The organism is Mesorhizobium sp. M0016, assembly GCF_040324035.1.
GTDB lineage: Bacteria > Pseudomonadota > Alphaproteobacteria > Rhizobiales > Rhizobiaceae > Mesorhizobium.
In genome coordinates this window covers 114046-126385 of the sequence record NZ_JAMYVM010000012.1, presented here as the reverse complement: position 1 = coordinate 126385, position 12340 = coordinate 114046, and the positions used below count along the sequence as shown (strand labels likewise).

10 protein-coding genes are annotated in these 12340 nt (G+C 64.4%); 3 read left to right on the top strand and 7 right to left on the bottom strand.

Annotated elements, in window-relative coordinates:
• The first annotated feature begins 45 nt into the window (after nt 1-45).
• The 3 genes from NKJ88_RS18725 to NKJ88_RS18715 all read left to right on the top strand — a co-directional run bounded on the left by NKJ88_RS18725 (nt 46) and on the right by NKJ88_RS18715 (nt 5955).
• The gene (locus NKJ88_RS18725) at nt 46-1287 is read left to right on the top strand and encodes an MFS transporter (RefSeq protein ID WP_023670472.1); all 1242 of its coding nucleotides are present in this window, start codon (nt 46-48) and stop codon (nt 1285-1287) included.
• Between the two features lie 361 nt (nt 1288-1648).
• On the top strand, nt 1649-2755 hold the full coding sequence (locus NKJ88_RS18720; RefSeq protein WP_050589163.1) for an efflux RND transporter periplasmic adaptor subunit: 1107 nt from the start codon (nt 1649-1651) through the stop codon (nt 2753-2755).
• Nucleotides 2752-5955 carry an efflux RND transporter permease subunit gene (locus NKJ88_RS18715; protein ID WP_023745388.1) on the top strand — a complete coding sequence of 1068 codons (3204 nt, stop codon included), beginning with the start codon at nt 2752-2754 and terminating at the stop codon, nt 5953-5955. The genes NKJ88_RS18720 and NKJ88_RS18715 overlap by 4 nt, the downstream gene beginning before the upstream one ends.
• Before the next feature lie 30 nt (nt 5956-5985).
• On the opposite strand, the gene NKJ88_RS18710 is transcribed toward NKJ88_RS18715, so the two are convergent.
• From NKJ88_RS18710 to NKJ88_RS18680, 7 genes are all read right to left on the bottom strand, one after another.
• Nucleotides 5986-6621, bottom strand: a complete 636-nt coding sequence (locus NKJ88_RS18710) for a LolA family protein (protein WP_023828722.1) — start codon at nt 6619-6621, stop codon at nt 5986-5988.
• Between the two features lie 56 nt (nt 6622-6677).
• Entirely contained in the window at nt 6678-6941 is a 264-nt protein-coding gene (locus tag NKJ88_RS18705) for a YMGG-like glycine zipper-containing protein (protein WP_352445010.1), read from the bottom strand.
• Nucleotides 6942-7128: 187 nt separating this feature from the next.
• Complete coding sequence (locus NKJ88_RS18700; RefSeq protein WP_286487908.1) at nt 7129-7845, bottom strand: glutamine amidotransferase; 717 nt, start codon at nt 7843-7845, stop codon at nt 7129-7131.
• A 14-nt stretch (nt 7846-7859) separates the two neighbouring features.
• Entirely contained in the window at nt 7860-8339 is a 480-nt protein-coding gene (locus tag NKJ88_RS18695) for a tellurite resistance TerB family protein (RefSeq protein ID WP_023702389.1), read from the bottom strand.
• A 75-nt stretch (nt 8340-8414) separates the two neighbouring features.
• Complete coding sequence (locus NKJ88_RS18690; protein ID WP_023828723.1) at nt 8415-10013, bottom strand: heme biosynthesis protein HemY; 1599 nt, start codon at nt 10011-10013, stop codon at nt 8415-8417.
• 10 nt (nt 10014-10023) lie between these two features.
• Complete coding sequence (locus NKJ88_RS18685) at nt 10024-11514, bottom strand: COG4223 family protein (protein WP_023824343.1); 1491 nt, start codon at nt 11512-11514, stop codon at nt 10024-10026.
• 112 nt (nt 11515-11626) lie between these two features.
• Complete coding sequence (locus NKJ88_RS18680; RefSeq protein WP_023824344.1) at nt 11627-12340, bottom strand: uroporphyrinogen-III synthase; 714 nt, start codon at nt 12338-12340, stop codon at nt 11627-11629.

Below are 12340 nucleotides of genomic sequence, written 5' to 3'. Positions count from 1 at the left end.
CGGGAAGTGCCCCGCCGGCCAATGCAAGCAACGGGGCCTGTATCCATGACATCCCATTCCCATACACCGCCTGACCGGCGTTACGCCGCCTTCCGCCATCGCTCCTTCCTGAGCTATTGGGCGGCGCGTTTCCTGACCACCTTCGCCACCATGATCGTGTCCGTCGCCGTCGGCTGGCAGATCTATGATCTGACGCGCGATCCCTTCGATCTCGGCATTGTCGGCATCGTCCAGTTCCTGCCGTCGCTGCTGCTGGTGCTGGTCACCGGCGTTGTCGCCGACCGTTTCGGCCGCCGCCTGATCATGGCGCTGGCGACGGTAGTCGAGGCAGGTTGTGCGCTTGTCCTGTTGTACTTCACGCTGCGCGGTCTCGTCAGCCCGCTGCCGATCTTCATCGTGCTGGCTATGTTCGGCCTGGCGCGCGCTTTTTATGGGCCGGCCTCGTCGTCGCTGTTCGCCAACCTTGTTCCGCCGGAAGATTTCGGCAATGCGATCGCCTGGAACTCGTCCGCCTGGCAAACGGCGACCATTGTCGGCCCGGTCGCCGGCGGCCTGCTCTATGGCGTCTCGGCCGAAGCCGCTTACGCCGTTGCCTCCGTGCTGATGCTGGTGGCCGGTCTGCTGATCTTCACCATTCCGAAACCGGCCCAGCAGAGCGCCACCGACAAGCCGACGATGGAGACGCTGTTTGCCGGCTTCCGATACATCTGGAGCGAGAAGATCGTCCTGGGCGCCATCTCGCTCGACCTCTTCGCCGTGCTTCTGTCCGGTGCCTCGGCGCTGCTGCCGGTCTATGCCCGCGATATTCTGGAACTCGGCCCGTGGGGCCTCGGCCTGCTGCGCTCGGCGCCCGGCATCGGCGCCATCTGTGTCGCGGTCTGGCTTGCCGGGCATCCGCTGCGCGACAGTGCCGGCAAGATCATGCTCGGCTTCGTCGCCGGGTTCGGCGCCTTCACCGTGCTGTTCGGCGTCTCGACCATCACCTGGCTGTCGATCCTGGCCCTTGCCGGCCTCGGCGCCACCGACATGTTCAGCGTCTATATCAGGGAGACGCTGATCCAGCTGTGGACACCCGACGAGGTGCGCGGCCGCGTCAACGCCGTCAACCAGGTCTTCGTCGGCGCCTCCAACGAAGTCGGCGAGTTCCGCGCCGGCACCATGGCGGCGCTGATCGGCACCGTGCCGGCGGTGGTGATCGGCGGCGTCGGTGCGATTGCCGTCGCCGGACTGTGGGCGGTGCTGTTTCCGCAACTGCGAAGGGTGCGGCATCTCAACAGCCGCAACTGATCGAGTAAGCCGCAGGATCCGGCGCTCGGTCCAAATCAGCTTGCGCCGATGACGGCTGAGATGGGCCGGAAGCGGATGGGCCGGTTCTGGGCGAACTAGCCAGATGGCGGGGCAGCCACAGGGTGGACATTTCAGTCCATATGGAAAATGATTATGTTGCCATGCACAATACTGCAGTGCTCTGGTCTCGACGAGAAACCTTAAATATAGAAGAGAACCACCCGACCTCCGGGTCCAGCTAGCGGGGACGCAAATGGACACTTCAGGGAATCGGCAATCGCATCGCGACGCAAGCGGGCGACCCAGCCGATCGGTCGGCTGGCTGGCCCGCTCCGCCGTCCCAGTGGCATTCCTGCTCGGCATGGCTTTCAGCAGCAACGCGTTTGCGCAGGACCAGCAACTGCCGGTGGTGACGGCGGCCAAGCCGGTGGTGCGTGAAATCGTCGAAGACGACGAGTTCGTCGGGCGCTTCGAAGCCGTCGACGAGGTCGCCATCCGTTCGCGCGTCAGCGGCTATCTGGACAACATCAGCTTCCAGGACGGCGCACTGGTCAACAAGGGCGACCTGCTCTTCACCATCGACCAGCGTCCGTACCAGGCGGCCTACGATGCCGCCAAGTCGCAAGTAGACGTCGCCAAGTCCCTGCTCGAATTCTCCAAGATGCAGTTGGATCGCGCCGATGAACTCGCCAAGACCGGCAATATCTCGGCCGCGACGGTCGACGACCGTCGGCGGGAATACCTTTCGGCGCAGGCGCAGATGCAAGGCGCGACGGCTGCGCTGACGACGGCCAACCTGAACCTGGAGTTCACCGAGATCAAGGCGCCCTTGTCCGGCCGCATCGACCGCCGGCTGGTGTCGGTCGGCAACCTCGTGCAGCCGGATTCCACCTTGCTGACGACTATCGTCACGCGCGATCCGATCGACTTCTATTTCGACGTCGATGAGCGCCTGTATTTCAGCTACGCCCGCGACGCGAAGGAGCGCGGCGGCAGCATGCAGGAAGGCGCCGGCGGGCTCGAGGTGGTGGTTCGCGTCGCCGACCGCGCGGAGGCGGTATTCAAGGGCAAGCTCGATTTTGCCGAGAACCGGATCGACAACGCGACCGGCACCATGCGGGTGCGTGCAAGGTTTGCCAACGCCGACGGCGTTCTCCAGCCAGGCATGTTCGGGCGCATCAACGTGCCGGGGTCGCTGCCGCATAGCGGCGTCCTGGTGCCCGACGAGGCGGTCGGCGCCGATCAGGATCGCCGCATCGTGTACCTGGTGGATGAGGCCGGGATGGTGTCGGCGAAGCCCGTGCGCACCGGCCCGCTTCTCGACGGCTACCGGGTGATCCGCGCGGGCCTGACCGGCGACGAGACGATCATCGTCAACGGGCTGATGCACGCCAGGCCCGGCACCAAGGTGAAAGTCGAGATGGTGACGTTGCCGCCCAAGGTCGAGACCGCCGGGTTGCAGCAATGAGGTTCGCCCATTTCTTCGTCGACCGTCCGATCTTCGCATCGGTGGTTTCGATCGTCCTGCTGATCCTCGGCGGGATTGCCTATACCCAGCTGCCGATCGCGCAATATCCCGAGATCGCGCCGCCGACCATCGTCGTTCGCGCCCAGTACCCGGGCGCCGACGCCGAGACAGTGGCAGCGACGGTGGCAACGCCGATCGAGCAGGAGATCAACGGCGTCGAGGGCATGCTTTACATGTCGTCCTATTCGTCGGGCGACGGGGCGATGGCGCTGACCATCACCTTCAAGCTAGGCACCGATCTCGACCAGGCGCAGGTGCTGGTACAGAACCGCGTGTCGGTCGCCGAGCCGCGCCTGCCCGAAGAAGTCCGCCGCCTCGGCATCACCACCATCAAGAGCTCGCCCGACCTGATGATGGTCGTGCACATGCTGTCGCCCGACAATACCTACGACCAGCTCTACGTCTCGAACTACGCCCGCTCGCGGGTGCGCGACATACTGCTCAGGTTGGACGGCGTCGGCGACCTCATCATCTTTGGCGAACGCGAATATTCGCTGCGCATCTGGCTCGATCCGGAAAAACTGTCCGCCCTGGGGATGACCTCGGGCGATGTGGTGCAGGCGCTGCGCGACCAGAACGTCCAGGTGTCAGGCGGCTCCATCGGCGCGCCGCCGACCAATACCGGCACGGCGTTCCAGTACACGGTCACCACGCAAGGCCGCTTCAACGACGCACGGGACTTCCGATACGTGATCGTCAAATCGGCCGAAGACGGCCGCCTGATCCAGCTGCAGGACGTGGCGCGCATCGAGCTCGGCGCCAAGGATTACGTCACCAACTCCTATCTCAACGGCAAACCGGCGGTGGCGCTCGCCATCTTCCAGCGGCCAGGCACCAATGCGCTCGCCGCAGCCGCGGAGATCCAGGACAAGATGAAGGAGCTTTCCCAGGACTTCCCGAAGGGATTGAGCTACGACATCGTCTACAATCCGACCGAGTTCGTCGCCGAGTCGATCCAGGAGGTCTACAAGACGATCCTCGAGGCGATGGTTCTGGTCATCATCGTCATCATCGTCTTCCTGCAATCGTGGCGCATGGCGATCGTGCCGATCGTGGCGATCCCCGTGTCGCTGATCGGCACGCTGGCGGTGCTTTACGCCGCCGGCTTCTCCCTCAACATGCTGACGCTGTTCGGCCTCGTGCTGGCCATCGGCATCGTCGTCGACGATGCGATCGTCGTGGTCGAGAACGTCGAGCGCAATATCGCCAGCGGGCTGGCGCCCAATCCGGCGTCGCATCTGACCATGGACGAAGTCGGAACGGCGGTCATCGCGATCTCGCTGGTGCTGATAGCCGTGTTCGTGCCGACAGCCTTCATTCCCGGCATTTCCGGGCAGTTCTACCTGCAGTTTGCGATCACCATCGCGGTGTCGACGGCGATCTCGGCATTCAATTCGCTGACGCTCTCGCCGGCCTTGGCCGCGCTGCTGTTCAAGCCGCACCACACTGCTGCGGCGCCGCCGCGCTTTTTCCTGGCGCGGTTCGGACGGGCGCTCGCCGACGGCTTCAATCGCGGCTTCGACAAGGTCGCCCATTGGTATTCGAGCATCGTGCGCGTGTTGGTCGGCTCGCGGATAGCGATCGCCGCCACGCTGGCCGTTTTCGCGGCCCTCATCTACGCCACGGTCTATATGGTTCAGACGGTGCCGCGCGGTTTCATTCCGTCGCTCGACCAGGGCTATGCGATCGTCGTCGTCCAGTTGCCGGACGGCGCCTCGCTATCGCGGACCGATGCCGTCATCCAGCAGGCGTCGCAGATCATCCAGAAAACGCCGGGCGTCGACTACGCGGTCGCCTTCGCCGGCTTCTCCGGTGCCACCTTTACCAATGCCAGCAACGCGGGCGTGATCTTCGCCAGGTTCAAGCCGTTTGACGAGCGACTGGAAGCCGGCCAGTCCGCGACCCAGGTCATCGGCAATTTGTTCGGCAGCCTGCAAAGCATCAAGGAAGCCTTCATTATCGCACTGCCGCCGCCGCCGATCCGCGGCGTCGGCAATGCCGGCGGCTTCAAGCTGCAGATCCAGGAGCGCAACAGCGCCGACATGCGGCAGATCCTGGCGCTTGCCTATGAAATTGCCGGCAAGGCCAACAAGACGGCGGGGCTGACCGGCGTGTTCACCACCTTCTCCGCGTCCAGCCCGCAATTCTTCCTGGCGATCGATCGCGACAAGGCGCGCATCCTGAACGTGCCGATCCCCAACATCTTCGAGACGCTGTCGATCAATCTGGGCACCGCCTACGTCAACGACTTCAACGCTTTCGGGCGCGTCTACCAGGTGCGCGCGCAGGCCGACCAGGCGTTCCGCCTCGATCGCGCCGACATCTTGAAACTGAAGGTGCGCTCGGCGACCGGCGCGCTGGTTCCGCTGGGCACGTTGATCGAGATCCGCGACGTCACCGGCCCGGCGCTGGTCCAGCGCTACAACATGTACGTCTCCGTGCCGCTGCAGGGCAACGCCGCGCCCGGTGTTTCCACCGGCGATGCGCTTGCCAAGATGGAAGCGATCACGGCACAGACGTTGCCGGCCGGTACCTCCTACGAATGGACCGAACTCGCCTATCAGGAGCGCAACACCGGCAATGCCGCTGTCTATATCTTCGGACTGTCGGTGCTGTTCGTGTTCCTGGCGCTGGCGGCGCAATATGAAAGCTGGGTGCTGCCGTTCGCCATCGTGCTGGTGGTGCCGCTCGGCGTGCTCGCAGCGTTGCTCGGCGTGTCGTTCCGAGGGCTGGACAACAACATCCTCGTGCAGATCGGCCTCATCGTGCTGATCGGGCTTGCCGCCAAGAACGCGATCCTGATCGTCGAGTTCGCGCGGCAGGCCCAGGAACGCGGCCTGTCGGCAGCCGAGGCTGCCGTCGAAGCCTGCCGGCTCAGGCTGCGGCCGATCCTGATGACCGCCTTCTCGTTCATCCTCGGCGTCGTGCCGCTGATGATCGCGACGGGCCCGGGCGCGGAAATGCGCCAGTCGCTCGGCACCGCGGTGTTCTCCGGCATGCTGGGCGTCACTTTCGTCGGCCTGTTCCTGACGCCGGTGTTCTACGTCACGCTCAGGTCGCTGTTCTCACGGCGCAAGCCGCATGCCGAGGCCGAGTCTTCGGCACCGGCAGAGGTGCCGTCCGAGACGGCCGCCGAGTAGTGTTACACGGGCAGTTCGTGGCGCTGCCGACTATTTCGTTTTGGTGTTGAATTCACGGTTTGCAGCATAGTTGATAGTGAAGGTGCCCGCAGGAGCGCGAACGCCCTGCTTCACGTTGGATATGGTGACTGTCGAGGTAAGGCCCCTCTCGTCAGTCAGGGTCCATCTGCGTAGATCGAGCGATTCCCTGTCAAACACCATAGTGATATTCGAATTGCCGAAGGCCGACTTGTCGGCCAGCCTGATGATCACCTGGGCGCCATCGTCCCTGATACTTTTGAGGCGATTGCCGGAAAAGTTGACCTGATTGTCGAGGAGCAGCTTGAGCGGCGTCTTCGAGAGAGCATAAAGCCGCGATGTCTTGAGCTTCTTGTTATAGACCACCAAGGATTTTCCATCTGCAATTACGCTGACCCCTGATTGGCCTGCATAGTTGAACCGGATCTTGCCCGGCCGCTGGAGGAAAAATTTCCCTTTGGTCCTTTCCGCTCTTGGGCCCGACTGGACAAAGTCCCCGGACATGGACTTTACCGATGAGAAGTGATCGGCAATCGTCTTCGCTTCTACAGGTGCGGCCAAGGCCGCGGTCGAAAGTTCGGCGTTTATCGCGACAGCGCTGACAACGGCGAACCAGAAAGCCAGCAGTCTTTTGCTGTTATATGCCATTCAGTTATCCTACCCCGAGCAGGCGCGTGATCGAAAGAGATCACGCGCCTTTGAGATCAGTAGCCGTCCGGGCACTGAGCAACGTAAACTCGACCGTTCCGACCGCGATATCTGCACTGGCCGGCTTCGCTGGCGTGCCCGATGACCGCCCCGGCCAGCGCTCCGACCGCCCCGCCAACAACCGCCCCTTTTATCGGGTCGCCGGCCACTGCTGCGCCTACAGCTGCGCCACCCAAACCACCGACGGCAGCGCCTTGTTCGGTGCGGGAGCATGCCGCGAGCGGAATGAGTAGGCTTAAAATGAGCAGCGTCTTCTTCATTGGTTCTCTCCTGGGGCCGTTATTAGCCGAAGCTTAAATGCGCCACGGAGTTTTTCGATCCATCGGAGTGTTTGGGGCGCAATCCAAATCTGCGGGAACGGGCTAAGGTCCCGGATCCATCGTACACGCCTCCCAGAGGTAAGTCGTCTTTGGGCAAGCTCGGCCGTTCAGAGTAGTTGGATTTGCTCTATCCCTCAGTAGGCTTGCCGAAGATCAGGCTCAAAAACTCGCTCAGCCAGCGCTTGAGGTGCATATCCCAGATCAGCCGGCCGCCGAGATGGTCGCGGCCGGGCTGCGCGCCGGGCAATTCGAAACGGTGTGCGCCGCGCACCACCCAGCGCTGCATCATCAACTGGGTCAGTTCGCCATGGAACTGGATGCCCCAGGCATTGTCGCCATAGCGAAAAGCCTGGTTGGGGTAGGTTTCCGCCGTGGCCAGCAGCGTCGCATCCCTGGGCAGCGAAAAGCCTTCGCGGTGAAACTGGTAAACCATGTCGGGCCAGGGCAGCAGCTTTTTGCCGGCTTCGGTCGGCTTCAGCGGATACCAGCCGATCTCGACCAGCCCCTCGCCATGCCCCTCGACCTTGCCGCCGAGATGATTGGCCAGCATCTGCGCGCCAAGGCAGATGCCGAGGAAGGGCCGGTTCTCCTTTAGCGGAACATTGAGCCAGTTGGTCTCGCGGCGGACGAACTCATCTTCGTCATTGGCGCTCATCGGCCCGCCGAACACCACGGCGCCGGCGTGTCCCTCCAGCGTCTCCGGCAGGCTGTCGCCGAGAGGCGGCCGGCGGATGTCGAGGTCGAAACCTTCCTCGAGCAGCATGTGGCCAACCCGGCCGGGGCTCGAAGTCTCCTGATGCAGCACGATCAGGATTTTTGGTTTCGAGCTCGGTCTGGGCGGCATGGAAAGGCGGAATCCTATTCGTCGCTCGACGTTCCGCTGGCGCCGGGCGCGGCGGCCGCCGCCTTGCGGCGCGCCTCGACGCGATCCTGGCGCTCGACGCCGATTAGCTCGGCGACGCGCCAGACGGTGTTGTCCTCCAGTTCATGCAGTTCGCCGTCGGCATAGACGATTTCCCACATCAGGCCGATGAAAGCCTTGCGCGCCTCGGCGTCGAGATGGCGCTTCAAGACGCTGGTGAAGGCATAGAGGTCGATCGCCTCATTGTCGGCGCGCTCGCCGGCGGCAGCCAGTGCATCGAGCTCGTCGCCGCTGATCGAATAGCTCTGCGCCAGCACCTGCTTGAACCGCTCCCACTCGACATCCTGGCGCACGCCGTCGGCATTCATCACATGATAGAGCAAAGCCGACGCCGCAACGCGCGGATCGTCCGCATTGGCGCGAGCCCCAGCCCCGGAGGGCAGGTCTTTCAGAAAGGCCAGGACGCGTTCGAACATGGTGCTCACTTCACTTTATTGGAGCATGATCTTTTCCAAAACCGCTATCCACTTTTTGGGATCATGCTTCAGGGATCAAAACAGGCGGAAGCGGCGCGGTGACTTCTCCGCTTCGTCGTCGGGGTCGACGCCAGGGTCGTCGGGCAGCCGAGCCAGTTCCTCGGCAGGTTCGACGGGTTCGGCATCGGGCGGTATTGCGGCGAAAGCGGCGGAAGTGACCGGTGTGACCTGCTCATCGCCCACAGCGGGCTTCGACTCGGTCGGCGCCTCGCTGCTCCTGGCAACGGCGGGATGATCGATCACTTCGGCTTCCTTTGTCGGCTTGGCGGGTGCCGCAAGCACCGGCACATCGGCTTCGTCTTCATGGCTGTCGATGAGCTGGCCCAGCCGCTCCATCGGTGCGCGCCAGGCGAAAGCGTCGAGCTTGCCGCTGACCGGCGATACCGGCGCCCAGCGTTCGGAGACGACGCCGTCGGCGACCCAGGCCGGATCGCGCGGCGCCCTGACCGCCTTGGACAGCAATTGCCTGATCTTGCCCTGGTCGCCGGTCTCTGCCTCCTCGATATCGGCCAGCAGCAGGTAAGCGCCTTCCCGGCGATCCATGCGGATCGCGGCTTCCGCCTCGCGGCGGGCGGTGGAAAAATCCTGCGCATCGAGCGCGGCGCGCGCCACCGTCATCGACGATTCGGCATTGTTGCGCTTCAGCTCCTGCAGCTTCTTCGCCCGGTTGAGACGATCGACCACGGCATCTCCCGGCCTTGCATGGGTGTAGAGCTCGGCGATCTCGGGATGCGGCTCCGCCTTCCAGGCTGCCTCAAGGATCTTCGAGCCTTTGCGCACATCGTTCTGTTTGAACAGAAGATTGGCGGCTGCAACCGCGGCCGGTGCGAAATCGGGCGCGAGCTTGTTTGCCTCGAGTGCCGCTGTCTTGGCTGCATTGGGGTCGCTATCTGTCAGCGCCTGCGCCTTGGCGGTCAACAGCACAGCGCGGCGGCGATTGGCGGCGTCGCGTTCGATCTGCCTGGTCGACTTCTGCGCCTCCACCAGCTTCAGCGCGCCGTCCCAGTCGCCGCGCCCGGTCAGATCCTCCAGCGTCGATTCGGCGGCCCAAGCCAGTTGCGGCGCGACGGAAGCGGCGCGCCCGGCATAGTGACGCGCGGCGTTGCGGTCGCCGAGCCGTTCAGCTTCGAGATAGAGCCCGCGCAGGCCAAGCAGCCGCATTTCGGGGTCGTCGAGCATGGCTTCGAATTTTTCGCGCGCGCCCCCATGGTCGCCTTCGAGCAGCGAGGCTTGCGCTTCGAGCAACTGGATCAGCGGCTCCTGGTCGGAGCGGATCAGCTTGGCGGCTTCCTTGGTCTTCTTGCGGGCCAGCGCGCCATCGCCGGCGCCGGCTGCGATCATGCCGGTCGACAGCGCCTGGTAGCCGCGGTCGCGGCGGCGGACGCGGAAATAGCGCGAGATCGTGTACGGGCTGTTCCACAGCGACTTGATCAGCCACCAGACGATCATCACCGCGGCGACGACGGCAACGATCGCCACCGCCGCCACCATCAGGCTGACCTGGTATTGGTAACCGTTGAAGGTGACGACCATCTCGCCGGGACGATCGGCCAGCCAGGCAAAGCCGAGGCCGAGCGCGAAGACGGCGGCGAGAAAGATGAGAATGCGGATCATCGTGTCGTCCTCATGCCTTCATCGCACCTGCAATCAGCGCGTCGACCTGCGTCTCGACGTCGATGCGCGCCTTCAGTTTGCCGGCAAAGTCGGCGCCGGCAGCCTTGACCGCATCCGGCAGCGTTGCGTATTCGCTGAGCGCATTGGCGTAGTCGCCCTGATTGACCGCCACTTCGATGCGCGCCACGGTTTCCGGCGCGCCGGCGCCTTCGACGGCGCCGATCGGCCGGACCTTGACCAGCGATTCGGCGCTCGACAAAAGGTTCTGGAAGAAGCCGGCATTTTCATCGACCGGCGTCGCCGCCGCGACCATCGCATTGGCCGCGGCGTCGGCCTCGCCGGCGATCTCGGTGCGGGTCGGGACGCCCTTTTCAGCGTAGGGGCGCAGCGCTGCAATCTGCGGTGCATCGGGCGAGATCGCCGCGAAGGTCTCCAACTCGGCGGCGAACGGCGCGCCGCGGTCAAGCGCCGCCTTCAAGGCCGAAGCGGCGATGGCCATCGCGATCTTTGGCTGCGAGGCCTGCGCATCGACCTTGCCGGCGAGCTGCGTCACCGACTGCTCCAGCGCGGCGATCTTGCCTTCCTGCGTCTTGGCTGCCTCACCGGCCGATTTCACCAGTGCGTCGAGGCCCGCCAGTCTTTCATTGAGCGGCGCGAGATCGACGGGCGCTGCACCACCGGCCTGGCCAAGGGCGGCGACCGCCGTCTCTATCTGCTTGACCTTGTCGCCAAGCGCTGCAAGCCCGGCATTGTCGCCGGCGCCGCCCTTTTCGACCGCCGATTTCAGCGATGCGACATCGGCCTTGACCTGATCCAGCGCCGAAGACAGCCCGTCGACCTTGGCCGTTGCGGCGCCATTGCCGCTGGCTTCCCTGAGGTCGGCGATTTCGCGCTTCAGCGAAGCGATCTCGCCATTGACGCCGTCGAGCGAGACCGTGCCCGCCCCTGAGCCCGGAGCGCCAAGCACGCCGGCAAACTGCAGCCCCCCGGCGGCAGCCAGCGCGATGACACCGCCGATGATGCCGGCGGCAATGCCGTTCGTGCGCTTCGGTTGCGCGGCCATGGGCTGGTTCCCGGCTGTCCTTGGGGTTTCCTTGGGTGCACCCGGCTTGGGCGAGGCATCCTCGAAACTGTAGTCGGAGGTTCTGGCGCGCGGTGGCGCATCCGAAGCGGTGGGGTAAGGCTGCTCCGCCTGGGTGGACGCCTTCGCATCGGCGCTTTCGGGAGCGGCCTGCGCCGCGGCGTCGGAGTGCTCCCACGGCTCGAGATCGGCTTGATCGGCATGAACGGGCTCGTCAGGCGTCTCCGGCTGCGCATTGGCCATGGCAGCCGCATCCTCAGCCGCAACCGACCCTGCCGGGGCCTCGACGTCGTCCGAGTTCGCGACATCCGTCTTGGCGGCATCCGCATCGGCAATGCGCGAGACAGCGCCGGGTTCGAGTTCGATGGTCACCGGCTCGCGGTGGCTTTTCGAATGTCGCATCTTCGGCGTCTTGACCATGCCTGGGCTCCGCAATCCTGCTTCGTCTGGGCGCCCGACGGCGCGTGATGGTTTGAAAAATGGTCTAGCACATCATCATCAGGTGAAAAGGGGCGGCGTGATGACACGGGGCTCAGTCGCCGCGGTGCAACAGCTCAAGCAGCGCCTCCTCCTGCGGTTCCCGCGCAATGCGTATTTTTTTGCCGGCGGCATTGTCAAACGCCGCTGCCACGCGCTCGGAGAGCGCAAAAACCTGCATGTTTTCAAAGAGATCGCGCAGCCCCGCCCGGTCGGTCAAGGCCTGCAACGCTGCCGCCGCCTTGGCTGAATAGAGCAGCATCGCGTCGACCGCCTGATGGGACAGGCGTGCACGGATTTCATCATCGGAATAATCGAGCGAAATCGTGTCGTAGGTTTCGACGGTGCGGACCTCGACGCCGGCCTTTCGCAGCGGCGCCTCGAAGGCCGGAAACCGCACGCGCCCTGTGAGATAGACGACCGCCTTGCCGGAAAGGCCGGCAGCAATCGCCTCGGCCAGCCGCTCGGCGTCGCCCGCCCCTTCGCTGACCGACAAGAACCCTGCCCAACGTGCCGCTTCAGCCGTCCTGCGTCCGACGGCATGGCAAGGCAAGGCGGCGAGCGCACGAATGAGTTCTTTCGGCGCATGCCGCACGGCATTGGCGCTGGTCACAGCGACGGCCACGGCATTGTCGCTCGCAGCATCGGCGCCAACCGGCAGTGTCACCGTTTCGGTCAGCGGCAGAAGGAGCGGCTCAAATCCCAATTCCTGCAGCCGCCGCATGGTTCGCGACGCCCCGGGTTGCGGCCGCGTCACCAGGACACGCAT

Excerpts from the sequence above, each read along its gene's own strand:
- NKJ88_RS18705 (WP_352445010.1), bottom strand. The coding sequence starts at position 6,941 with ATGAAGAAGACGCTGCTCATTTTAAGCCTACTCATTCCGCTCGCGGCA.
- NKJ88_RS18715 (WP_023745388.1), top strand. The coding sequence starts at position 2,752 with ATGAGGTTCGCCCATTTCTTCGTCGACCGTCCGATCTTCGCATCGGTG.
- NKJ88_RS18725 (WP_023670472.1), top strand. The coding sequence starts at position 46 with ATGACATCCCATTCCCATACACCGCCTGACCGGCGTTACGCCGCCTTC.
- NKJ88_RS18680 (WP_023824344.1), bottom strand. The coding sequence starts at position 12,340 with ATGCGTGTCCTGGTGACGCGGCCGCAACCCGGGGCGTCGCGAACCATG.
- NKJ88_RS18695 (WP_023702389.1), bottom strand. The coding sequence starts at position 8,339 with ATGTTCGAACGCGTCCTGGCCTTTCTGAAAGACCTGCCCTCCGGGGCT.
- NKJ88_RS18685 (WP_023824343.1), bottom strand. The coding sequence starts at position 11,514 with ATGGTCAAGACGCCGAAGATGCGACATTCGAAAAGCCACCGCGAGCCG.
- NKJ88_RS18710 (WP_023828722.1), bottom strand. The coding sequence starts at position 6,621 with ATGGCATATAACAGCAAAAGACTGCTGGCTTTCTGGTTCGCCGTTGTC.
- NKJ88_RS18690 (WP_023828723.1), bottom strand. The coding sequence starts at position 10,013 with ATGATCCGCATTCTCATCTTTCTCGCCGCCGTCTTCGCGCTCGGCCTC.
- NKJ88_RS18700 (WP_286487908.1), bottom strand. The coding sequence starts at position 7,845 with ATGCCGCCCAGACCGAGCTCGAAACCAAAAATCCTGATCGTGCTGCAT.
- NKJ88_RS18720 (WP_050589163.1), top strand. The coding sequence starts at position 1,649 with ATGGCTTTCAGCAGCAACGCGTTTGCGCAGGACCAGCAACTGCCGGTG.